This is a genomic window from Streptomyces sp. NPDC030840 (genome assembly GCF_055572015.1).
This window is the reverse complement of sequence record NZ_JBVIEE010000004.1, coordinates 392,575-415,852: the sequence shown is the minus strand read 5'-3', so window position 1 is coordinate 415,852 and position 23,278 is coordinate 392,575. Positions and strand designations below refer to the sequence as shown.

Annotated in this window: 20 protein-coding genes; 18 read left to right on the top strand and 2 right to left on the bottom strand. The window is 70.3% G+C overall.

The genetic code is table 11. From position 1 onward, the window contains the following. Positions 1–2: 2 nt before the first annotated feature. The 12 genes from ACZ49J_RS12230 to ACZ49J_RS12175 all read left to right on the top strand — a co-directional run bounded on the left by ACZ49J_RS12230 (position 3) and on the right by ACZ49J_RS12175 (position 12,529). Positions 3–1,409: a UDP-N-acetylmuramoyl-tripeptide--D-alanyl-D-alanine ligase gene (locus ACZ49J_RS12230; RefSeq protein ID WP_467451439.1), complete on the top strand. Its 1,407-nt coding sequence runs from the start codon at positions 3–5 to the stop codon at positions 1,407–1,409. After that, positions 1,409–2,500 carry a phospho-N-acetylmuramoyl-pentapeptide-transferase gene (gene mraY / locus ACZ49J_RS12225; protein ID WP_467451570.1) on the top strand — a complete coding sequence of 364 codons (1,092 nt, stop codon included), beginning with the start codon at positions 1,409–1,411 and terminating at the stop codon, positions 2,498–2,500. Before ACZ49J_RS12230 ends, mraY begins: the two co-directional genes overlap by 1 nt. Then, complete coding sequence (murD, locus tag ACZ49J_RS12220) at positions 2,482–3,915, top strand: UDP-N-acetylmuramoyl-L-alanine--D-glutamate ligase (protein WP_467451438.1); 1,434 nt, start codon at positions 2,482–2,484, stop codon at positions 3,913–3,915. The genes mraY and murD overlap by 19 nt, the downstream gene beginning before the upstream one ends. 118 nt (positions 3,916–4,033) lie before the next feature. Further along, positions 4,034–5,374 carry a putative lipid II flippase FtsW gene (gene ftsW, locus ACZ49J_RS12215; protein ID WP_467451437.1) on the top strand — a complete coding sequence of 447 codons (1,341 nt, stop codon included), beginning with the start codon at positions 4,034–4,036 and terminating at the stop codon, positions 5,372–5,374. 6 nt (positions 5,375–5,380) lie between these two features. Continuing rightward, on the top strand, positions 5,381–6,472 hold the full coding sequence (gene murG, locus ACZ49J_RS12210) for an undecaprenyldiphospho-muramoylpentapeptide beta-N-acetylglucosaminyltransferase (RefSeq protein WP_467451436.1): 1,092 nt from the start codon (positions 5,381–5,383) through the stop codon (positions 6,470–6,472). Between the two features lie 26 nt (positions 6,473–6,498). Beyond that, positions 6,499–7,284 carry a cell division protein FtsQ/DivIB gene (locus ACZ49J_RS12205; protein ID WP_467451435.1) on the top strand — a complete coding sequence of 262 codons (786 nt, stop codon included), beginning with the start codon at positions 6,499–6,501 and terminating at the stop codon, positions 7,282–7,284. Positions 7,285–7,562: 278 nt separating this feature from the next. Then, a complete protein-coding gene (ftsZ, locus tag ACZ49J_RS12200) occupies positions 7,563–8,750 on the top strand; it encodes a cell division protein FtsZ (RefSeq protein ID WP_467451434.1) in 1,188 nt (395 codons plus the stop codon). Continuing rightward, on the top strand, positions 8,747–9,484 hold the full coding sequence (gene pgeF, locus ACZ49J_RS12195; RefSeq protein ID WP_467451433.1) for a peptidoglycan editing factor PgeF: 738 nt from the start codon (positions 8,747–8,749) through the stop codon (positions 9,482–9,484). The genes ftsZ and pgeF overlap by 4 nt, the downstream gene beginning before the upstream one ends. Beyond that, positions 9,484–10,209, top strand: a complete 726-nt coding sequence (locus ACZ49J_RS12190; protein WP_467451432.1) for a YggS family pyridoxal phosphate-dependent enzyme — start codon at positions 9,484–9,486, stop codon at positions 10,207–10,209. The genes pgeF and ACZ49J_RS12190 overlap by 1 nt, the downstream gene beginning before the upstream one ends. 129 nt (positions 10,210–10,338) lie before the next feature. After that, the gene (locus tag ACZ49J_RS12185; RefSeq protein WP_467451431.1) at positions 10,339–10,971 is read left to right on the top strand and encodes a cell division protein SepF; all 633 of its coding nucleotides are present in this window, start codon (positions 10,339–10,341) and stop codon (positions 10,969–10,971) included. 51 nt (positions 10,972–11,022) lie between these two features. Continuing rightward, complete coding sequence (locus ACZ49J_RS12180) at positions 11,023–11,313, top strand: YggT family protein (RefSeq protein ID WP_152777675.1); 291 nt, start codon at positions 11,023–11,025, stop codon at positions 11,311–11,313. A gap of 52 nt (positions 11,314–11,365) precedes the next feature. After that, positions 11,366–12,529 carry a DivIVA domain-containing protein gene (locus tag ACZ49J_RS12175; protein WP_467451430.1) on the top strand — a complete coding sequence of 388 codons (1,164 nt, stop codon included), beginning with the start codon at positions 11,366–11,368 and terminating at the stop codon, positions 12,527–12,529. A 271-nt stretch (positions 12,530–12,800) separates the two neighbouring features. Here ACZ49J_RS12175 and ileS read toward each other — a convergent pair whose 3' ends face one another. Further along, positions 12,801–15,950 carry an isoleucine--tRNA ligase gene (gene ileS / locus ACZ49J_RS12170; protein ID WP_467451429.1) on the bottom strand — a complete coding sequence of 1,050 codons (3,150 nt, stop codon included), beginning with the start codon at positions 15,948–15,950 and terminating at the stop codon, positions 12,801–12,803. Positions 15,951–16,591: 641 nt separating this feature from the next. On the opposite strand from ileS, the gene ACZ49J_RS12165 reads away from it, so the two are divergent. The 5 genes from ACZ49J_RS12165 to ACZ49J_RS12145 all read left to right on the top strand — a co-directional run bounded on the left by ACZ49J_RS12165 (position 16,592) and on the right by ACZ49J_RS12145 (position 21,366). After that, positions 16,592–18,271: a TraR/DksA family transcriptional regulator gene (locus tag ACZ49J_RS12165; RefSeq protein ID WP_467451428.1), complete on the top strand. Its 1,680-nt coding sequence runs from the start codon at positions 16,592–16,594 to the stop codon at positions 18,269–18,271. A 77-nt stretch (positions 18,272–18,348) separates the two neighbouring features. After that, the gene (lspA, locus tag ACZ49J_RS12160) at positions 18,349–19,014 is read left to right on the top strand and encodes a signal peptidase II (protein ID WP_467451427.1); all 666 of its coding nucleotides are present in this window, start codon (positions 18,349–18,351) and stop codon (positions 19,012–19,014) included. A gap of 92 nt (positions 19,015–19,106) precedes the next feature. Further along, positions 19,107–20,051 (top strand): RluA family pseudouridine synthase, encoded by a 945-nt coding sequence (locus ACZ49J_RS12155; RefSeq protein ID WP_467451426.1) that lies wholly within the window; start codon positions 19,107–19,109, stop codon positions 20,049–20,051. Continuing rightward, on the top strand, positions 20,048–20,527 hold the full coding sequence (locus ACZ49J_RS12150) for a GNAT family N-acetyltransferase (protein WP_467451425.1): 480 nt from the start codon (positions 20,048–20,050) through the stop codon (positions 20,525–20,527). Before ACZ49J_RS12155 ends, ACZ49J_RS12150 begins: the two co-directional genes overlap by 4 nt. 98 nt (positions 20,528–20,625) lie before the next feature. Continuing rightward, positions 20,626–21,366, top strand: coding sequence for an SDR family NAD(P)-dependent oxidoreductase (locus ACZ49J_RS12145; RefSeq protein WP_467451424.1), 741 nt, complete (start codon positions 20,626–20,628; stop codon positions 21,364–21,366). A 43-nt stretch (positions 21,367–21,409) separates the two neighbouring features. On the opposite strand, the gene ACZ49J_RS12140 is transcribed toward ACZ49J_RS12145, so the two are convergent. Continuing rightward, entirely contained in the window at positions 21,410–22,549 is a 1,140-nt protein-coding gene (locus ACZ49J_RS12140) for a mechanosensitive ion channel family protein (protein ID WP_467451423.1), read from the bottom strand. A gap of 145 nt (positions 22,550–22,694) precedes the next feature. On the opposite strand from ACZ49J_RS12140, the gene ACZ49J_RS12135 reads away from it, so the two are divergent. Next, a complete protein-coding gene (locus ACZ49J_RS12135; protein WP_467451422.1) occupies positions 22,695–23,264 on the top strand; it encodes a dienelactone hydrolase family protein in 570 nt (189 codons plus the stop codon). Positions 23,265–23,278 lie beyond the last annotated feature (14 nt).

Below are 23,278 nucleotides of genomic sequence, written 5' to 3'. Positions count from 1 at the left end.
TTGTGATCGCCCTCTCCCTCGCCGAGATCGCAGAAGTCGTCGGCGGGCAGACGCACGACATACCGGACCCGTCGGCGCTGGTCACCGGACCCGTCGTCCGGGACTCCCGCGAGGCGGGGCCCGGCAGCCTGTTCGTCGCCTTCGTCGGCGAGCGCGTGGACGGCCACGACTTCGCCCGGCAAGTCGTCGAGGCGGGTGCCGCCGCCGTCCTGGCGTCCCGTCCCGTCGGTGTCCCCGCGATCGTCGTCGAGGACGTCCAGACGGCCCTCGGCGCCCTCGCGCGCCACGTCGTCCACAAGCTCGGCACGACCCTCGTGGCCCTCACCGGCTCGGCGGGCAAGACCAGCACCAAGGACCTCATCGCGCAGGTGCTCCAGCGCAAGGCGCCGACCGTGTGGACGCCCGGATCGCTCAACAACGAGATCGGGCTGCCCCTCACCGCGCTCAGCGCCACCGAGGAGACGAAGTTCCTCGTCCTGGAGATGGGGGCGCGCGGAATCGGCCACATCCGGTACCTCACCGGCCTGACACCGCCGAAGATCGGGCTCGTACTCAACGTCGGGTCCGCCCACATCGGCGAGTTCGGCGGCCGCGAGCAGATCGCCCAGGCCAAGGGGGAGCTCGTCGAGGCCCTGCCCGAAGAGGGCGCCGCGATCCTGAACGCCGACGACCCCTACGTACGCGCCATGGCGTCCCGTACGAAGGCCAGGGTGATCCTCTTCGGAGAGTCCGGCGAAGCGGACGTACGGGCCGAGAACGTACGGCTCACGGACACCGGACAGCCCGCCTTCAGCCTTCACACACCCTCCGGTGCAAGCGATGTGACCATGCGCCTGTACGGTGAGCACCACGTGTCGAACGCGCTCGCCGCGGCCGCCGTCGCCCATGAGCTGGGCATGTCCGCGGAAGAGATCGCCACCGCGCTCTCCGAGGCGGGCTCCCTCTCCCGCTGGCGTATGGAGGTCACCGAGCGTCCGGACGGCGTGACGGTCGTCAACGACGCCTACAACGCGAACCCCGAGTCCATGCGGGCCGCCCTCAGGGCGCTGGCGGCCATGGGCAAAGGGCGCCGCACGTGGGCGGTGCTCGGCAAGATGGCCGAGCTCGGGGACGAGGCGCTCGCCGAGCACGACGCGGTCGGACGGCTCGCCGTCCGGCTCAATGTCGGCAAGCTCGTCGCGGTCGGGGGCAGGGAAGCGTCCTGGCTGCAACTGGGCGCATATAACGAGGGTTCGTGGGGTGAGGAGTCGGTGCACGTGTCCGACGCACAGGCGGCGGTCGACCTGTTGCGCAGCGAGTTGCGCCCGGGAGACGTCGTACTCGTGAAGGCGTCCCGGTCGGTCGGGCTCGAGAGCGTGGCGCAGGCGTTGCTGGACGGCGGCGTCGAGGGTGAGGTTGCCGCCCGATGATGAAGCAGATCCTGTTCGCGGGAGTCATCGGTCTGTTCCTGACCCTGGTCGGCACTCCGCTGCTGATCAAGCTGCTCGCGCGCAAGGGCTACGGCCAGTACATCCGCGACGACGGTCCGCGTGAGCACGCCAGCAAGCGGGGCACGCCCACCATGGGCGGCATCGCCTTCATCCTGGCGACGATCGCGGCCTACTTCCTGGCCAAGGTGATCACGGGCTACGTGGACGAGGACGTCGACGCGGCGCCGACCTACTCGGGTGTGCTGGTGCTCGGCCTGATGGCGGGCATGGGCCTCGTCGGCTTCCTCGACGACTACATCAAGATCGTCAAGCGGCGGTCGCTGGGCCTCAGGGCCAAGGCGAAGATGGCCGGCCAGCTGATCGGCGGCATCGGCTTCGCGGTGCTCGCCCTGCAGTTCCCGGACAACCGCGGCAACACCCCGGCCTCCACCTATCTCTCCTTCGTGCAGGACTTCGGCTGGTCCATCGGCCCGGTGCTGTTCGTGGTCTGGGCGCTGTTCATGATCCTCGCCATGTCGAACGGCGTGAACCTGACCGACGGTCTGGACGGTCTGGCCACCGGCGCCTCCGTGCTGGTCTTCGGCGCGTACACGTTCATTGGCGTCTGGCAGTTCCAGGAGTCCTGCGCCAACGCGGCGACGCTGATCAATCCGGACGCCTGTTACGAGGTACGAGATCCTCTCGATCTCGCCGTCGTCGCCGCCGCGCTCATGGGTTCCTGTCTGGGCTTCCTGTGGTGGAACACCTCACCCGCCAAGATCTTCATGGGTGACACCGGTTCGCTGGCCCTCGGCGGCGCGCTCGCCGGTCTCGCGATCTGCTCCCGCACCGAGCTGCTGCTGGCGCTCCTCGGCGGCCTGTTCGTCCTCATCACCATGTCGGTCGTCATCCAGGTCGGCTCGTTCCGACTCACCGGCAAGCGCGTCTTCCGGATGGCCCCGCTCCAGCACCACTTCGAACTCAAGGGGTGGTCCGAAGTCCTTGTCGTGGTCCGCTTCTGGATCATCCAGGGCATCTGTGTGATTGTCGGACTTGGCATCTTCTATGCGGGATGGGCAGCGGACAAGTGACCTCCTGGCAGGGCATGCACATCACCGTCGCCGGCCTCGGCGTGAGCGGCATCAGCGCCGCCCGCGCCCTGGCCGGCCTCGGCGCGTCCGTCGTCGTGGTGGACGGCGGCGACTCCCCGGCGCTGCGCGACAAGGCCGCCGCCCTCGAAAGCTCCCTCGAAGGCGTCCGGGTACGGCTCGGGGACGGCGACACCCTGCCCGAGGGCACCGAGCTGGTCGTCACCTCGCCCGGCTGGAAGCCCACTTCGCCGCTGTTCGCCGCGGCCGCCGAGGCGGGCGTGGACGTCGTCGGCGACGTGGAGATCGCCTGGCGGCTGCGCGGCCCGGACGCTGCTGCCTGGCTCGGCGTCACGGGCACCAACGGCAAGACGACCACCACCCAGATGCTCGCGTCGATCCTGCGCGCCGCCGGCCTGCGCACGGCCGCCGTGGGCAACATCGGCACCCCGATCATCGACATCGTGCTGGGCGACGAGCCGTACGACGTCCTGGCGGTCGAGCTGTCGAGCTACCAGCTCCACTGGGCGCCCTCCCTGCGCGCCCACTCCGCCGCCGTCCTCAACCTCGCCCCCGACCACCTCGACTGGCACGGCTCCATGGAGGCGTACGCCGCCGACAAGGGCCGTATCTACGAGGGCAATCGCGTCGCCTGCGTCTACAACGCCGCCGACAAGGCCACCGAGGACCTGGTGCGCGAGGCGGACGTGGAGGAGGGCTGCCGGGCCATCGGCTTCACGCTGGGCGCGCCCGGGCCGTCCCAACTCGGCGTTGTGGAGGGCCTCCTCGTCGACCGCGCCTTCGTCGAGAACCGGCAGAAGAACGCCCAGGAGCTCGCAGAGGTCGCGGACGTGAACCCGCCCGCCCCGCACAACATCGCCAACGCCCTCGCCGCCGCGGCCCTCGCCCGCGCCTTCGGGGTGCCCCCCAAGGCCGTACGGGACGGTCTGCGGGCCTTCCGGCCGGACGCCCACCGCATCGAGCACGTGGCGGACGTGGACGGGGTCGCGTACGTGGACGACTCCAAGGCCACCAACACGCATGCGGCGGAAGCCTCGTTGGCGGCGTACGGGTCGATCGTGTGGATCGCGGGCGGGCTCGCCAAGGGCGCGACCTTCGACGAACTGGTCGCCAAGTCGGCAGAGCGACTTCGCGGTGTCGTGCTGATCGGTGCCGACCGGGGCCTGATCCGGGAAGCGCTGGCGCGACACGCGCCCGAGGTGCCCGTCGTGGACCTCGACCGGACCGACACTGGGGCGATGCTCGCGGCCGTCCGGGAGGCCCAGCGGCTCGCTTCCGCGGGTGACACCGTGCTGCTCGCTCCGGCCTGTGCCTCCATGGACATGTTCGTCAACTACAACAAGCGCGGGGACGCGTTCGCGGAGGCGGTGCGCGAACTCGCGTCCGCCGACGGCTGACCCGAGTCGCCCTGCCTGGCGGCGGCGCCGGGTGGACTTGGGAGGGTACGCGTGACACGGATGTGGCGGGAGTTTCGCCGGCGGCCGCCCGCCGACGGTACGGCGATGGGGGTCGCTGATGGTCAGTAGCCGTACCGGCCGTCCTCCGCTGCAGCGCGTCACTCGCCGGCCCCCCGTCCCCCGCCCTCCGCGCGACAACCCCGTGCGGCGGCTGTACACACGTGCCCGGCGGGCCTGGGACCGGCCGCTCACCGCGTACTACCTGATCCTGGGCGGCAGCCTGCTGATCACCGTGCTGGGCCTGGTGATGGTGTACTCCGCCTCGCAGATCACCGCGCTGCAGCTGTCGTTGCCGGGGTCGTACTTCTTCCGCAAGCAGTTCCTGGCCGCCGCGATCGGCGCCGGCCTGATGGCCCTGGCCGCGCGGATGCCGGTGAAGCTGCACCGGGCGCTGGCCTACCCGATCCTGGCCGGCTCGGTCTTCCTGATGATCCTCGTCCAGATCCCCGGGATAGGGATGGCGGTCAACGGCAACCAGAACTGGATCTCGCTCGGCGGCTCCTTCCAGATCCAGCCCAGCGAGTTCGGCAAGCTGGCGCTGGTGCTGTGGGGTGCCGACCTGCTCGCGCGCAAACAGGACAAGCGGCTGCTGACCCAGTGGAAGCACATGCTGGTGCCGCTCGTTCCGGTGACGTTCATGCTGCTCGGGCTGATCATGCTGGGCGGCGACATGGGGACCGCGATCATCCTCACGGCCATCCTGTTCGGCCTGCTGTGGATCGCGGGGGCGCCCACCCGGCTGTTCGTGGGCGTGCTGTCCGTGGCCGCGCTGATCGGCGTGCTCCTCATCAAGACCAGCCCCAACCGCATGGCCCGGCTGACCTGTCTCGGCTCCACCGACGCCGACCAGTGCTGGCAGGCCGTACACGGCCTCTACGCGCTCGCGGGCGGCGGACTCTTCGGTTCCGGTCTTGGCGCCAGTGTGGAGAAATGGGGCCAACTACCGGAAGCACACACCGACTTCATCTTCGCCGTCACCGGTGAGGAACTGGGCCTCGCGGGGACGCTGTCGGTACTCGCCCTCTTCGCGGCTCTAGGCTATGCGGGTATCCGCGTGGCCGGACGCACGGAGGACCCCTTCGTGAGGTATGCCGCGGGAGGCGTGACGACCTGGATCACCGCTCAGGCGGTGATCAACGTCGGTGCGGTGCTCGGTCTGCTGCCGATCGCCGGAGTCCCGCTCCCGCTGTTCTCCTACGGGGGATCCGCCCTGCTGCCGACCATGTTCGCCATCGGGTTGCTGATCGCCTTCGCGCGCGACGAGCCCGCTGCGCGGGCGGCGCTTGCGATGCGGCAACCTCGCTTTGGTAGAAAGCGGGCTGGAGGCCCTCAGGGGCCTCGGAGATGGAACACGATGCGACGGCGTGCCCGGGTGGCGCGTTCGTCCGGAGAGCGGTGAATTTCGGTGCATGTCGTCCTCGCCGGTGGCGGAACCGCCGGCCACATCGAGCCCGCGCTCGCCCTCGCGGACGCGCTGCGCAGGCAGGACCCGACCGTCGGGATCACGGCCCTGGGCACGGAGCGCGGTCTCGAGACCCGACTGGTGCCCGAGCGCGGCTACGAACTCGCGCTGATCCCCGCCGTGCCCCTGCCACGCAAGCCCACGCCCGAGCTGATCACCGTCCCCGGGCGGCTGCGCGGCACGATCAAGGCCACCGAGCAGATCCTGGAGCGCACCAAGGCGGACGTCGTCGTCGGCTTCGGCGGTTACGTCGCCCTGCCCGGCTACCTCGCCGCCAAGCGCCTCGGCGTGCCGATCGTCATCCACGAGGCCAACGCCCGGCCGGGCCTGGCCAACAAGATCGGTTCGCGGTACGCGGCCCAGGTCGCCGTCTCCACCCCGGACAGCAAGCTGCGGAACTCCCGCTACATCGGCATCCCGCTGCGCCGCTCCATCGCCACCCTGGACCGCGCCCGGGTCCGTCCCGAGGCCCGCGCCGCCTTCGGGCTCGACCCGGCCCTGCCGACGCTGCTCGTCTCCGGAGGCTCGCAGGGCGCCCGCCGCCTCAACGAGGTGGTCCAGCAGGTCGCGCCGTACCTCCAGCAGGCCGGCATCCAGATCCTGCACGCGGTCGGCCCGAAGAACGAACTGCCGCAGGTGCACCAGATGCCGGGAATGCCCCCGTACATCCCGGTACCGTACCTGGACCGGATGGACCTCGCGTACGCCGCGGCCGACATGATGCTCTGCCGCGCCGGCGCGATGACCGTCGCCGAACTCTCCGCCGTCGGACTCCCGGCCGCTTACGTCCCGCTGCCCATCGGCAACGGCGAACAGCGGCTGAACGCCCAGCCGGTGGTCAAGGCCGGCGGCGGACTGCTGGTCGACGACGCGGAACTCACGCCCCAGTGGGTGCAGCAGAACGTCCTGCCCGTGCTCGCCGACCCGCACCGGCTGTTCGAGATGTCCCGCGCCGCCAGCGAGTTCGGTCGCCGGGACGCCGACGAACTGCTCGTCGGCATGGTGTACGAGGCGATCGCCTCGCGTCACCGCTAGGCACATGTGAGAGAAGGCAGGGAAGCGTGGCCGGACCGACGACCGCCGAGCGTGGCGCAGAGGACGACCTCCGGTCCGGCCCGTCTCCTGTCTGGAGGCTCCCCGGCGCTCGTAGGCTCATCATCCTTTCTCTCGTGCTGGTGTTGCTCGGCGCGGCCACCATGTGGGTGCTCTACGGCTCCGGGTGGCTGCGCGTGGAGCGCGTGTCCGTCTCGGGTACGCGGGTCCTGACCGGTGCGCAGGTGGACGAGACCGCCGACGTGCCGCTCGGAGCACCCCTGATTTCCGTCGACACCGATGCGATTGAGGCGCGACTGCGTCGGAAACTGCCCAGAATTGACTCGGTTGAGGTCGTTCGTGACTGGCCCCACGGAATCGACCTGAAAGTGGTCGAACGCACTCCGGTTCTTGTTGTCGAAAACCGCGGAAATAGGGGCAAGTATGCCGAAGTGGACGCCAAAGGCGTGCGATTCGCGACGGTTTCGGAGCCTCCGAAGGGCGTGCCGATTCTCGAAATGGAGCTCGCCCGTACCGTGGCCCCGCGCCGTTTCGGCACCGACCGCCTGATGCGGTCCGCGGTGCGCGTCGCCGGGGACATTCCGGCCGCGATCGCGCGGGACACCCGGATCGTCAAGGTCCGTTCCTACGACTCCATCTCGCTGGAGTTGACCGACGGCCGCACGGTGGCGTGGGGCAGTGGCGAGGAGGGTCGCGCGAAGGCCCGAACGCTCATCGCCCTCATGAAAGCCGCCCCCGGCGCACGGCACTTCGACGTGAGCGTTCCCACGGCCCCGGCGTCATCAGGGAGTTGACGCACATCAGCGCAGGCCAGCACCCTGGTTGGGCACCGCTACGGCTGATCACATAGGGTGAAAAGAAAAACGGGAGGTTCGGCGTGTTCGTTGAACGGGCGCCACTTGTCGACTTAGTGTCCTGTTCGGAAGAGTCAAGGGAACAGGCACACTGGTAACCCTAAACTTCAGGGTTAGGGTTCGGGTCGGCGATACGGACCGTCCCCATCGGCATCCGTCGTCGCCTCGCGGGCAACCGCGAAGTGACGACCCGTAAATCGAGGCGAGAGGCCTTCGACGTGGCAGCACCGCAGAACTACCTCGCAGTCATCAAGGTCATCGGTGTCGGCGGCGGTGGTGTCAATGCCATCAACCGAATGATCGAGGTCGGTCTCAAGGGTGTCGAGTTCATCGCGATCAACACCGACGCCCAGGCGCTGTTGATGAGCGACGCCGACGTCAAGCTCGACGTCGGCCGTGAACTCACCCGCGGACTCGGCGCCGGAGCCAACCCGGCCGTGGGCCGCAAGGCCGCCGAGGACCACCGCGAGGAGATCGAGGAGGTCCTCAAGGGGGCCGACATGGTCTTCGTGACGGCGGGCGAGGGCGGCGGCACCGGCACCGGCGGCGCGCCCGTCGTGGCCAACATCGCCCGGTCGCTCGGCGCCCTCACCATCGGCGTGGTCACCCGCCCGTTCACCTTCGAGGGCCGGCGCCGCGCCAACCAGGCCGAGGACGGCATCGCCGAGCTCCGCGAAGAGGTCGACACCCTCATCGTCATCCCGAACGACCGGCTGCTGTCCATCTCGGACCGCCAGGTCTCGGTCCTCGACGCCTTCAAGTCGGCCGACCAGGTCCTGCTCTCCGGTGTCCAGGGCATCACGGACCTCATCACCACGCCCGGCCTGATCAACCTCGACTTCGCCGACGTCAAGTCCGTCATGTCCGAGGCCGGTTCGGCCCTCATGGGCATCGGCTCGGCCCGCGGCGACGACCGCGCGGTGGCCGCGGCCGAGATGGCGATCTCCTCGCCGCTCCTGGAGGCCTCCATCGACGGCGCCCGGGGCGTGCTGCTGTCCATCTCCGGCGGCTCCGACCTCGGTCTGTTCGAGATCAACGAGGCCGCCCAGCTGGTCAGTGAGGCCGCGCACCCGGAGGCCAACATCATCTTCGGCGCGGTCATCGACGACGCCCTCGGCGACGAGGTGCGGGTCACGGTGATCGCGGCCGGCTTCGACGGCGGCCAGCCCCCGGCCAAGCGGGAGAACATCCTGGGCTCGTCCTCCAAGCGCGAGGAGCCCGCGCCCGCCCGCCCCTCCGAGAGCCGTCCGTCCTTCGGCTCGCTCGGCAGCGTCAAGCCGAAGGAGGAGCCGGAGGCCAAGCCGGAGCCGGCCAAGGACCTGTCGGTCTCCCCGCCGGTCCCGCCGTCCCGGTCCTACACGGACAGCGGGGCCGAGGAGCTGGACGTGCCGGACTTCCTCAAGTGATAGCACGGCGTGACGCCGCGACCTCGGCGAGTGGCGCGCACTTCGCCTTCACCGACCGGTGGGGTGGGGTGAGCGCCGCTCCGTACGAGGAGCTCAATCTCGGTGGGGCGGTCGGTGACGACCCCGAGGCCGTGCGGGCCAACCGGGAGCTGGCCGCCAAGTCGCTGGGCCTCGACCCGGCCGAGGTCGTCTGGATGAACCAGGTGCACGGACCGGACGTGGCGGTGGTCGACGGGCCCTGGGGCTCGTCGGACGTGCCGAGCGTCGACGCGGTCGTCACCACCCGGCGCGGACTCGCCCTCGCCGTACTCACCGCAGACTGCACCCCCGTGCTGCTCGCCGACCCCGTCGCGGGGGTCGCCGCCGCCGCCCACGCGGGACGGCCCGGCATGATCGCGGGGGTCGTTCCCGCCGCGGTGCGCGCCATGGTGGAACTCGGTGCCGAGCCGTCCCGGATCGTCGCCCGCACCGGGCCCGCCGTCTGCGGTCGTTGCTACGAGGTACCCGAGGCGATGCGCGCCGAGGTGTCCGCCGTCGAGCCGGCGGCGTACGCCGAAACGAGTTGGGGCACGCCGGCGGTGGATGTGAGCGCCGGAGTGCACGCCCAGCTCGAGCGACTCGGAGTGCGCGACCGGGAGCAGTCGCCCGTGTGCACGCTGGAGTCGCGCGATCACTTCTCGTACCGCCGCGACCGCACCACGGGGCGACTCGCGGGATATGTCTGGCTGGACTGATGGGCATGACGGACCGTAGAGCTCAACTCGCCGTGAACCTGGCGAAAGTGGAGGACCGCATCGCGGCGGCGTGCGCGGCGGCCGGGCGCAAGCGCGAGGAAGTGACCCTGATCGTGGTCACCAAGACCTACCCCGCCGACGATGTCCGTGCACTGTCGGAGCTTGGCGTGCGGCACGTCGCCGAGAACAAGGACCAGGACGCGGCGCCCAAGGCCGCGGAATGTTCCGATCTGCCGCTTACGTGGCATTTTGTGGGCCAGTTGCAGACCAACAAAGTCCGTTCTGTGGTGCGTTACGCGGATCTTGTGCAGTCCGTCGATCGTCCCAAGCTCGTCACAACTCTGTCGAAGGAGGCCGTACGGGCCGGGCGTGAGGTGGGATGTCTCATCCAGGTCGCGCTCGACGCGGACGAGAGCGGCCGCGGGGAGCGGGGAGGTGTGGGGCCTGGCGGAATCGAGGAGTTGGGCGACCTCGTCGCGGGTTCCCCGGGGCTGCGGCTGGACGGTCTGATGACCGTCGCGCCGCTCACCGGGCCGTACGCGGGTCGTCAACAGGCGGCGTTCGAGCGGTTGATGGATTTGTCGACCGTACTGCGCCGGGCTCATCCGGCTGCGAACATGGTCTCGGCAGGCATGAGTGCGGACCTCGAACAGGCCGTGGCGGCCGGAGCGACACATGTACGCGTCGGCACTGCGGTACTCGGAGTCCGCCCCAGGCTCGGGTAACGTCGCCAAGAAGTCGGACCACAGCAGAATATATGGTCATTCCCGCTGATAGCGGGCATAACGACCTCGTGGATCGCGGGCACTTGGCAAGGAGTCGGTCGATCCACCACAGAGCGGAGGACTCAGAGCATGGCCGGCGCGATGCGCAAGATGGCGGTCTACCTCGGCCTCGTGGAGGACGATGGGTACGACGGCCGTGGTTTTGACCCCGATGACGACTTCGAGCCCGAGCTCGATCCGGAGCCCGAGCGTGACCGCAGGCGGCATGATCCGTCTCATCAGTCACATCAGCCCCAACGGGACGAATCGGTAAGAGTCGTGCAGCCTTCCGTGCAGCGTGAGCCGGCGGCGCATTCCGCCGCGCTCCCCGCCGAATCGCCGCGACCCGCCCGGATCGCGCCCGTGGCATCCATCACACAAGAACGCCAGAGTCTGGAGAAGAACGCACCGGTGATCATGCCCAAGGTCGTGTCCGAACGAGAGCCTTACCGGATCACCACGTTGCACCCGCGGACCTACAACGAGGCCCGTACCATCGGGGAACACTTCCGTGAGGGCACCCCGGTGATCATGAATCTGACTGAGATGGATGACACGGACGCGAAGCGACTTGTCGACTTTGCGGCAGGTTTGGTGTTTGGTCTTCACGGAAGCATCGAGAGGGTGACGCAGAAGGTGTTCCTGTTGTCGCCTGCTAACGTCGATGTCACGGCGGAGGACAAGGCCCGCATCGCAGAGGGCGGGTTCTTCAACCAGAGCTGAGACGCACGACCGGAACGAAGCACGGGAACAGGGGAGAGGGAAGCACGGATCATGAGCGTGGTTTGGCAGGTGCTCTATGTCGCGCTGATGTGTTTCCTCATCGTGCTGATCTTCCGGTTGGTCATGGACTATGTGTTCCAGTTCGCCCGCTCATGGCAACCCGGCAAGGCGATGGTGGTCGTTCTGGAGGCCACCTACACTGTCACAGATCCACCGCTCAAGCTTCTGCGGCGGTTCATCCCGCCGCTGCGTCTCGGGGGCGTGGCGCTTGACCTGTCCTTCTTCGTACTGATGATCATCGTCTACATCCTGATCTCCGTCGTGACGAATCTCGCGAGGTGAATGTGGACGATACGGTCTTGCCGACTGCCGATGACTACGTTGAGGTGAAGAGATGCCGTTGACCCCCGAGGACGTGCGGAACAAGCAGTTCACGACCGTCCGCCTCCGAGAAGGCTATGACGAGGACGAGGTCGATGCCTTCCTCGACGAGGTCGAAGCCGAACTGACCCGCCTGCTCCGCGAGAACGAGGACCTGCGCGCCAAGCTGGCCGCCGCGACGCGTGCCGCCGCGCAGAACCAGCAGAACATGCGCAAGCCCCCGGAGGGCCCCGGTGGTCCCCAGGACCAGCAGCAGGGCATGCGCGGTCCCGGCGCTCCCGTACCCGCTGGGATATCGGGCCCGCCGCAGCAGCAGATGGGTGGCCCCATGGGTGGTCCGCCCCAGCTGCCGAGCGGTGCCCCGCAGCTGCCCGCGGGCCCGGGCGGTCAGGGTCAGCAGGGTCCCGGCCCGATGGGTCAGGGGCCGATGGGTCAGGGTCCGATGGGCCAGGGTGGCCCGATGCAGCAGCAGATGGGTGGCCCGATGGGCGGCCCCATGGGCGGCCCTGGTGGCCCGATGGGCGGCCCCGGCCTGCCCGGTCAGGGCCCCGGCGGCGACAGCGCAGCGCGTGTGCTCTCGCTGGCCCAGCAGACCGCCGACCAGGCGATCGCCGAGGCCCGCTCCGAGGCCAACAAGATCGTCGGTGAGGCGCGCAGCCGTGCCGAGGGTCTGGAGCGCGACGCCCGTGCCAAGGCCGACGCCCTGGAGCGGGACGCGCAGGAGAAGCACCGTGTCGCGATGGGCTCCCTGGAGTCCGCCCGCGCCACGCTGGAGCGCAAGGTCGAGGACCTGCGCGGCTTCGAGCGCGAGTACCGCACGCGGCTGAAGTCGTACCTGGAGTCGCAGCTGCGTCAGCTGGAGACCCAGGCGGACGACTCGCTGGCTCCGCCGCGCACTCCGGCCGCGGCCTCCCTGCCGCCGTCCCCGGCGCCTTCCATGGCACCGGCCGGCGCGAGCGCCCCGTCGTACGGAGGCAACCAGACGATGGGCGGTGGCATGGGCAGCGGCGGCATGGGCGGTGGCCCCTCCCCGTCCGCGCCCTCCTACGGCGGCCAGCAGCAGATGTCCCCGGCCATGACCCAGCCGATGGCTCCGGTCCGTCCCCAGGGCCCGTCGCCCATGGGTCAGGCGCCCTCGCCCATGCGTGGCTTCCTGATCGACGAGGACGACAACTGACCGGCCTTTAGTACGCCTCAGGCGTCGGCAGCGTTCAAGGCGAGACCCCCGGATTTCCGGGGGTCTCGCTTTTTCGTGCGACGTGTCCGGAATGAGGGGGGCTGGGGGAGAGGGTGCGGCACGTGAAGCGGCCCGGGTTCCGTGACAGGAACCCGGGCCCTCATGGTTGGGGCCGCGCCCCTGTAAGGGGCGCGGGGAACTGCGCGGCCAGCTACAACGGGCACGCAGCCGCCGAACCACCTTTCGACGAACGGCGCTCCCGGCGAATCACTTAAGCCTTACGGAGACGGAACGTCAGCGAGAGTCCCTCGTCCGTGAACGGCTCGCCGTACGAGTCGTCCGCCCCGCCGGAGGCGAAGTCCGTGGCGAGGACCTCGTCGGAGATCAGCCCGGAGTGCTCGGACAGGGCCTCGGTGACAGCGGCGTCACCGGAGGTCCACCGCAGCGCGATCCGGTCGGCCACGTCGAGGCCGCTGTTCTTGCGGGCCTCCTGGATCAGGCGGATCGCGTCACGGGCGAGGCCCGCGCGTCGCAGTTCCTCGGTGATCTCCAGGTCAAGGGCGACCGTAGCGCCCGAGTCGGACGCCACGGACCAGCCCTCGCGCGGGGTCTCCGTGATGATCACCTCGTCCGGGGACAGGGTGATCGTCTCGCCGTCGACCTCGACCGAGGCCGTGCCCTCGCGCAGGGCCAGGGACAGGGCGGCGGCGTCGGCGTTCGCGACGGCCTTGGCGACGTCCTGGACCCGCTTGCCGAAGCGCTTGCCCAGCGCGCGGAAGTTCGCCTTCGCCGTGGTGTCCACCAGTGAGCCCCCGACCTCGCTCAGCGACGCGAGGGAGCTCACGTTCAGCTCCTCCGTGATCTGCGCGTGCAGCTCGGGGTTCAGCGACTCGAAGCCGGCCGCCGCCACCAGCGCGCGCGACAGCGGCTGACGCGTCTTGACGCCCGACTCCGCGCGCGTGGCACGGCCCAGCTCCACGAGGCGGCGCACCAGCACCATCTGCTTCGACAGCTCCGGGTCGATGGCGGAGAGGTCCGCCTCCGGCCAGGAGGCCAGGTGCACCGACTCCGGGGCGCCCGGGGCAACCGGCACGACCAGGTCCTGCCAGACCCGCTCGGTGATGAACGGGGTCAGCGGGGCCATCAGCTTCGTGACCGTCTCGACGACCTCGTGCAGGGTGCGCAGCGCCGCCTTGTCGCCCTGCCAGAAGCGGCGGCGCGAGCGGCGTACGTACCAGTTGGACAGGTCGTCGACGAACGCCGACAGGAGCTTGCCGGCGCGCTGGGTGTCGTACGTGTCGAGGGCCTGCGTCACCTGGTCGGTGAGGGCGTGGAGCTCGGACAGCAGCCAGCGGTCCAGGACCGGGCGGTCGGCCGGGGCCGGGTCCGCCTCGCTCGGCGCCCAGTTCGACGTGCGCGCGTACAGGGCCTGGAACGCGACGGTGTTCCAGTAGGTGAGGAGCGTCTTGCGGACGACTTCCTGGATCGTGCCGTGGCCCACGCGGCGGGCCGCCCACGGGGAGCCGCCGGCCGCCATGAACCAGCGGACCGCGTCGGCGCCGTGCTGGTCCATGAGCGGGATCGGCTGCAGGATGTTGCCCAGGTGCTTGGACATCTTGCGGCCGTCCTCGGCGAGGATGTGGCCGAGGCAGACCACGTTCTCGTAGGACGACTTGTCGAAGACCAGCGTGCCCACCGCCATCAGCGTGTAGAACCAGCCGCGGGTCTGGTCGATGGCCTCGCAGATGAACTGCGCCGGGTAGCGGGCCTCGAACAGCTCCTTGTTCTTGTACGGGTAGCCCCACTGCGCGAACGGCATCGAGCCCGAGTCGTACCAGGCGTCGATGACCTCCGGTACGCGCGTGGCCGTGTTCCCGCAGCCCTCCTGGGGGCACGCGAAGGTGACCTCGTCGATGTACGGGCGGTGCGGGTCGAGGCCCGACTGGTCGGTGCCGGTCAGCTCGGTCAGCTCGGCGAGGGAGCCGACGCAGGTGAGGTGGTCGTCCTCGCAGCGCCAGATCGGCAGCGGGGTGCCCCAGTAGCGGTTGCGGGACAGGGCCCAGTCGATGTTGTTGTTGAGCCAGTCCCCGTAGCGGCCGTGCTTGACCGAGTCCGGGAACCAGTTGGTCTTCTCGTTCTCCTGGAGGAGGCGGTCCTTGGCGGCCGTGGTGCGGATGTACCAGGAGGGCTGCGCGTAGTAGAGGAGCGCGGTGTGGCAGCGCCAGCAGTGCGGGTAGCTGTGCTCGTACGGGATGTGCTTGAAGAGCAGACCGCGTTGCTGGAGGTCCTCGGTGAGCTTTTCGTCCGCCTTCTTGAAGAAGACACCGCCGACCAGGGGGACGTCCTCCTCGAACGTGCCGTCCGGGCGGACCGGGTTCACCACCGGCAGGCCGTACGCGCGGCAGACCCTGAGGTCGTCCTCACCGAAGGCGGGGGACTGGTGGACCAGGCCCGTGCCGTCCTCGGTCGTGACGTACTCGGCGCCCACGACGTAGTGCGTCTCGACGTCGGCCGGGAACTCCACGAGCTCGAATGGACGTTGATACGACCAGCGCTCCATTTCGGCACCCGTGAAGGTCTGACCGGTGGTCTCCCAGCCCTCGCCGAGGGCCTTGGCGACGAGCGGCTCGGCGACGACGAGCTTCTCCTCGCCGTTGGTCGCGACGGCATACGTGACCTCGGGGTGCGCGGCGACCGCGGTGTTGGACACCAGCGTCCACGGCGTGGTCGTCCACACCAGGAGCGCGGCCTCGCCCGCGAGCGGACCGGAGGTGAGCGGGAAACGGACGTACACCGAGGGGTCGACGACCGTCTCGTAGCCCTGCGCCAGCTCGTGGTCCGACAGGCCCGTGCCGCAGCGCGGACACCAGGGGGCGACGCGGTGGTCCTGGACCAGCAGGCCCTTGTTGAAGACCTCCTTGAGCGACCACCAGACCGATTCGATGTACTCGGGGTCCATCGTGCGGTACGGGTCGTTCAGGTCGGTCCAGTAGCCCATGCGGGTGGTGAGCTCTTCGAAGGCGTCGGTGTGGCGGGTCACGGACTCGCGGCACTTGGCGTTGAACTCGGCGATGCCGTACGCCTCGATGTCCTGCTTGCCGCTGAAGCCGAGCTCCTTCTCGACGGCCAGCTCCACCGGCAGGCCGTGGCAGTCCCAGCCGGCCTTGCGGGCCACGTGGTAGCCGCGCATGGTGCGGAAGCGGGGGAAGACGTCCTTGAAGACGCGGGCCTCGATGTGGTGGGCGCCCGGCATGCCGTTCGCGGTGGGCGGGCCCTCGTAGAACACCCACTCGGGGCGGCCCTCGGACTGTTCCAGGCTCTTGGCGAAGATCTTCTGCTCGCGCCAGAAGTCGAGCACCGCGTGCTCGAGCGCGGGCAGGTCGACCTGGGCGGGCACCTGGCGGTACGTCGGCGCTGTCATCAGCGAGCTTCCTCCAACGGACTTTCTGCCTTCCGTCGGAGGGACGAGAGCCTTCATTCTCCGGACGCCGTGTGCGGCGCGCTCCCGCGGTACCACCCTCCTTGGCCCACCGGTGCCTCGTACGCACCGACGAGCCCCCTCATTGAGGTCGCGAAGCCGGTTCTACTCGCCGCCGCGGGTGACCTGGCTGCTGTCCTGCCCGGCTTCTCGCGTCGGCTTTCTTCCGGCGGCTCCGGGGTGATCTTCACGTCGCGCTCGCCCCCGGGCTTCCACCGTCCCCGGGTCGCTCATGGCTGCGTACGGCGCTACTCGTCCCCATCCACGCTTTTCGCTCCGCCCAGTGTACGGCGCCTCGGGGACAGCGGCCGACCGGATTTCCGACGCCGTGCGGGCGCCTGGGACGGTGACCGTGCGCGGTCGCGGGCTGACCCGAATGGCACCGGTCCGGCGTCCGGATCCTGGTACGTCCGGTCCGGCGGATTACCTGGCGGGGAGCTGGGCACAACGCATGCAGGCTCGCCGCGGGGCATCCGCGGGGCGGGCGAATCGGGCGGTGTGCCCCGTTGCCGCGGGACTCGAGTCGATTTATCGTCCCAGCACGATTCGCGAGCGAGATCACAATATGTGAAGGGGCCGCGGCCATGGTGGCGAAGAAGACCGCCGTACAGCAGTCGGCGTCCGGGAGCTCCTCGGCCGCCGATGCCTCCGGCGGTGCGGTGGCCAAGGGCCTGGGCGGCAAGAAGAGCACGCGGAGGGCCCCCGGCGTGCGTGCGGCCAGGCCGGTGAAGACGATACGAGCGGTGACGCGGGCGGGTACCGGTACGGCGGGCGCCGCCGTGGGTTCGGATGCCGTGGGCTCGGCCGCCGTCAAGGAGGCCGGAGCGAAATCGGCCGCGAGGAAGGCGGGCACCGCGAGGACGGGCGCCGCCAGGGCGGGCGCGGCGACAGCGGCCGGGAAGAAGGCGGGCGCCACGAAGAGGGTCTCCAGGAAGACGGGCGAGACGAAGGCCGGCGCGCGGACGGCCGGCCCGGCGAAGGCAGCCGCCCGGGCGGCGGGTGCGGCGGCGCAGACCGGCACCGCGAAGGAAGCGGCCAGGGAAGAGGGCGCCGCGAAGAGGGCCACCGTGAGGACGGCAACCTCCAGGACGGCCGCCGCCGGGGCGGGGGCTGGGAAGAGAGCCTCTGTGAAGACGTCCGGCGCGAAGAAGCGGGCCGCCGGGGCGGGGGCCGGGAAGACGGCCGTCGTGGAGGCGGGGGGCGGGAAGGCCACTGCGGAGGGGGAGGCCGGTGGGGCGGTTACCGCCGGGGCGGGGGCTGGGAAGAGAGCCTCTGTGAGGACGTCCGGCGCGAAGAGGAGGGCCGTCGGGGCAGGGGGCGGGAAGACCGCTGTGGAGGAGGGGGCATCCGGGGCGGTCGCCGACAGGACGGGAGCCGCCGAGACGGGCACCGTGGAGGCAGGGGCCGCGAAGGAGGTGGCCGTCGGGGCGGCGGCCGGGAAACCGGGGACTGCCAAGGCGAGGGCAGGGAAAGCGGGGACCGGGAGAGCGGGGACCGGGAGAGCGGGGACCGGGAGAGCGGGCGCCAAGAAAGTGGCGTCTTCGACGGCGGCTGTTTCGCAGGAGGCTGGTGAGGAGGAAGGGGCCGGCACACCGGTGCGTGGGAAGGCGGTCGGCAGGAAGGCGGCGAAGAAGGCCACCGCGAAGAGGCCCGCCGCCAAGAAGGGCGCCGCAGCCACGGGAGGCACCGCGAAGGACACCTCCGTGAACGGCGCGGCCAAGAAGAGCACGGCCAAGAAGGCGGGTGCGGCCCAGGCCGCGAAGACGACGGGAGCCACGACAGTGGTTGCGAAGAAGACTCCTGGCACTGCCACGGCGGCGAAGAAGCCCACGGCCGTGCCCAAGGCACGGATCGCGGCGGCGGAACCCGGCGAACTCGCGGTACGCCCCGGTGAGGACCCCTGGACCCCGGAGGAGGTCGACGAGGCCCGTGCGGAACTGCAGTCCGAGGCGATGCGGCTGCGCACCGAGCTCGACAACTCCGAGCGCGCCCTCGCGGGCCTGATGCGGGACTCCGGGGACGGCGCCGGCGACGACCAGGCCGACACCGGTACCAAGAACATCACACGCGAGCACGAGATGGCGCTGGCCCACAACGCGCGCGAGATGCTCGACCAGACCGAGCGCGCCCTGGAGCGGCTCGACGCGGGCACGTACGGGCTCTGCGAGAGCTGCGGCAACCCCATCGGCAAGGCGCGCATGCAGGCCTTCCCGCGGGCCACCCTGTGCGTCGAGTGCAAGCAGAAGCAGGAACGCCGTTCCTGAGTGCCGACTGAGCACGTGGTCCCGCAGGCGGTGACGTACTCTCGTCCTCAGTCAGGAACCTAGGTCGAGGGACTCACGTGGCAGAGGCGGAGCGCATCATCGGTACGCCGGACATCCCGGAGGCGGCGGGAGCCGAGCCGGAGCAGTCCGCCGGGCAGGCGGCTTCGAGCGAGCGGTCCGACTCCGGGGAGGCGGGGGCCCCGGGCGGGCCGTCGGCGGGCGCGGAGGGGGCGGCGGACGCTGTCGAGCGGCCCAGGGGCAGGCGCCGGATCGCCGTGCTGTTCGCCGTCGCCGCGTTCGCCTACGCCCTCGACCTGGTCAGCAAGATGATCGTGGTCGCCAAGCTGGAGCATCACGAGCCGATCGAGATCATCGGGGAGTGGCTGAAGTTCGAGGCGATCCGCAACGCCGGGGCGGCCTTCGGCTTCGGTGAGGCCTTCACCATCATCTTCACCGTGATCGCGGTGGCCGTGATCGTGGTGATCATCCGACTCGCGCGCAAGCTCTACAGCCTGCCCTGGGCCGTCGCGCTCGGGCTGCTGCTCGGTGGCGCGCTGGGCAACCTCACCGACCGGATCTTCCGCTCGCCCGGCGTCTTCGAGGGAGCGGTGGTGGACTTCATCGCCCCCAAGGGCTTCGCCGTCTTCAACCTCGCCGACTCCGCGATCGTCTGCGGTGGCATCCTGATCGTGCTGCTGTCCTTCCGGGGACTGGACCCCGACGGGACCGTCCACAAGGACTGAGCAGCAAGAAAGCCCGAGCGGCGAGCGGCCGCAAGGGAGTTGTCCACAGGGCCGGGTCCGCCGTGTCGGACCCGTCCGGCATACTCGACCGGGTGAGCACGATTCCCGAGATCCGTACCCTGCCCGTACCCGACGGACTGGAGGGCGAGCGCGTCGACGCCGCCATCTCCCGCATGTTCGGGTTCTCCCGTACCAAGGCCGCCGAGCTGGCCGCGGCGGGCAAGGTGATGGTCGACGGCGCGGTGGTCGGCAAGAGTGAGCGGGTGCGCGGCGGGTCCTGGCTGGAGGTCGAGATGCCGCAGGCGCCCGCGCCGGTGCAGATCGTCGCCGAGCCGGTCGAGGGCATGGAGATCGTGCACGACGACGATGACGTGGTCGTGATCGTCAAGCCGGTCGGGGTCGCAGCACACCCGAGCCCCGGCTGGAGCGGCCCCACGGTCATCGGCGGGCTCGCCGCCGCGGGGTACCGGATCTCGACGTCGGGCGCCGCGGAGCGCCAGGGCATCGTGCACCGCCTCGACGTGGGCACGTCGGGCCTCATGGTGGTCGCCAAGTCGGAGTACGCGTACACGTTCCTGAAGCGCCAGTTCAAGGAGCGCACGGTCGACAAGCGCTACCACGCGCTGGTCCAGGGCCACCCCGACCCGACGAGCGGCACGATCGACGCGCCCATCGGCCGGCACCCGAACCACGACTACAAGTGGGCGGTCACGGCCGACGGCAAGCCGTCCGTCACGCACTACGACCTCGTCGAGGCGTTCCGCGCCGCCTCCCTGCTCGACATCAAGCTGGAGACCGGGCGCACCCACCAGATCCGCGTCCACATGGCGGCCCACCGGCACCCCTGCGTGGGCGACCTGACGTACGGCGCCGACCCGACGCTCGCCAAGCGGCTCGGACTGACCCGGCAGTGGCTGCACGCGGTGCGGCTGGGCTTCGAGCACCCCGGTGACGGACGCTGGGCCGAGTTCGAGAGCGACTACCCCGAGGACCTGCAGAAGGCGCTGGACCAGGTCCACGAGGAGACGTACGCATGAGCCCGTCGTACGGGACGTCGTACGCGGTACGGGTCGCCGAGGACCCCGCGGACCGTGAGGCCTGCTTCGCGGTGCGCAAGGAGGTCTTCGTCGTCGAACAGGGTGTCCCTCAGGACATCGAGTACGACACGTACGACGCCGGCGCGGTGCACGTACTGGCCGTGCGGGACGACGGGGTGCCGCTCGGCACGGGACGGCTGCTGTACGGGCAGGCCGCCGCGGCGAAGACCGACGGCGACCTCACCGTGGGCTCGCTCGGACGGCTGGCCGTGACGCGCGAGGCGCGCGGGCTGGGCGTCGGGGCGGCCCTCGTGCGGGCCATCGAGGACGCGGCCCGCGCGCGTGGGCTGGCGGCGGTGGATCTGCACGCGCAGACGCATGCGCTCGGGTTCTACGAGCGGTTGGGGTACGTGGCGTACGGGGCCGAGTTTCCCGACGCGGGGATACCGCACCGCGCTATGCGGCGCCCTCTTTAGGACGGGTGCCAGGACGGGTGCCTGGGGAAGGGGTTTCCCACCTGCCGCCCCTTTGGGGGGCTGCCGCTCTTTTTGTGCGGAAACGTTACGATCAGCTCATGGCTCGTAACGTGGTGATCAGTGGTGGCGGAACAGGCATCGGCCTCGCGGCGGCGCGGGCCTTCGCCGCGGACGGGGACCGGGTGCTGCTGGTCGGACGGCGCGGCGAGGCGCTCGAGCAGGCCGGGGTGCCCGGGGCGCTGACGTACGCGGCCGACCTCAGCAAGCCCAGCGGCGTACGCGGGGTGGAGCGGTTCGTGGCCGCGGAGTTCGGGACCGTGGACGTGCTGATCCACAGCGCCGGAGGCTCCGGGAGCCTGGAGCCCAAGGTGGACAGCGACGAGCCTCTCGACGTCGTCCTGCACAACTGGACCCTCAACTTCGGGCTCAACACCCTGACCGCGGTCCTGCTCACGGAGGCGCTGAAGGACCGGCTGGCCGACCCCGGCGGCCGTGTGCTGTTCCTGAGCTCCATCGCCGCCTACCGCGGCTCGGGCAGCGGGGCGTACGCCGGGTCAAAGGCCGCGCTGCACCCCTATGCCTTCGACCTGGCACGGCAGTTGGGGCCGCGCGGCATCACCGTCAACGTGGTGGCACCCGGCTACGTCGAGGACACCGAGTTCTTCGGCGGGGGGATGGACGAGGAGCGCAGGGCGCGGCTCATCGCGGAGACCTCGACCGGACGGGCGGGGACCCCGGGCGACGTCGCGAGTACACTGCACTGGCTCGCCTCGCACGCCGCCGGGCACATCACCGCGCAGATCATCCAGGTCAACGGCGGCGCCGAACGCGGCCACTGAGCCATGCCCGAGGGCTGCCGCGAAGGCGTGGAGCCCCTCGCACTCAGCCCCGGCCCGGCCCCGTGCGCGGTGCTTCGTGGGCGCGCCCCCGTGTCACGCGGTGAGGCACGCCGTCCGCCCGCCCGTCGAGGCGGCCGTCGAGACGGCTCGGGGCCAGCACCGCGTCGGCCGTGTTGACGCGCGGGAGGGCGTAGGGGTGCTCCTGGGCGAGCCAGCCGATCAGCTGTTCGCGGACCTCGACGCGCACCGTCCACAGGTCGTCCGGGTCCTTGGCCGTCACCAGCGCTCGCACCTCCATGGTGGTGGGGGTCGAGTCGGTGACGTTCAGGTTGTAGGCGCGGCCGTCCCAGGCCGGGCACTCGCGCAGGATGTCACGGAGCTTCTCGCGCATCGCGGGCATCGGGGCGGAGTGGTCGACGTGGAAGAAGATGGTGCCGGTCATCTGGGCACCGCCCCGGGACCAGTTCTCGAACGGCTTCGACGTGAAGTAGGACACGGGCATCGTGAAGCTGCGCTCGTCCCACGTGCGCACCGTCAGGAACGTCAGCGTGATCTCTTCGACCGTGCCCCACTCGCCCTCCACGACGACCACGTCGCCGAGCCGCACCATGTCGCCGAAGGCGATCTGGAGCCCCGCGAAGAGGTTGCTGAGCGTGGACTGCGCGGCGACGCCGGCGACGATGCCCAGGATGCCGGCCGAGGCCAGCAGGGAGGCACCGGCCGCGCGCATCGCCGGGAACGTCAGCAGCATCGCCGCGACCGCCACCACGCCGACGATCGCGGAGACCACCCGCATGATCAGCGTCACCTGCGTCCGCACCCGGCGGATCCGGGCGGGGTCGCGGTGCCTGCTCGCGTAACGGGTGTACGTGGTCTCGACTATCGCGGCCGCGATGCGGATCACCAGCCACGCGGCCGAACCGATGAGAACCAGCGTCAGGACCCGGCCGATGGCCGTCCGGTGGTCCGCGAGGACGTGCACCTGGTCGTAGGAGCCTCTCAACGCGGCCGTGCACAGCACGAGCTGGAAGGGGACGCGGCCGCGGCGGAGCAGACCCCACAGGGGCGTGTCGCTGTGCCGCTCGTCGGCCTTGCACAGCAGGCGGTCCACGGCCCACCCGACGAGCAGGGCGAGCACGACCGAGCTGCCGACGACGACCAGCGGACGCAGTACGTTCTCCATGCCTCCGAACGTAACCGGCTCCGCGGGGTCATGAACATGTGACTTCTCCCCCATCGTGGGTACGGCCACCGCCACGGTCACCGCCGGGTCCCGCTCCGCACCGCCGTGGCCGCGCACTGTCGCACCCGGCTGGCACCATGAACGCATGGACATCATGCTCTTCCACTCGACCCATGGCCTCAGACCCGCGGTGCGGGACGCGGCGGACCGGCTGCGCGCCGCCGGACACGAGGTGTGGACACCGGACCTCTTCGAGGGACGGACGTTCGACACGGTCGAGGAGGGCATGGCCTTCAAGGACGGGATCGGGAAGGACGAGCTGCTCAAGCGGGCCGTCCTGGCCGCCGCGCCCTACTCGGAACGCGGGCTCGTCTACGCCGGTTTCTCGTTCGGCGCCGCGACCGCGCAGACGCTGGCGCTCGGCGACGAGAAGGCCCGCGGGCTGCTGCTCCTGCACGGCACGTCGGACATCGCGGAGAACGCCTCGGTGGACGAACTGCCCGTCCAGCTGCACGTCGCCGAGCCCGATCCCTTCGAGCCGGACGACTGGCTGACCACCTGGTACCTGCGGATGCGTGCGATCGGCGCGGACGTCGAGGTCTTCCGGTACCGGGGAGCGGGGCACCTCTACACCGACCCGGACCTGCCCGATTACGACGCGGAGGCCGCCGAGGCCACCTGGAAGGTGGCGCTCGGCTTCCTCGAAACCCTGTGACCGTGCGGCTCTCC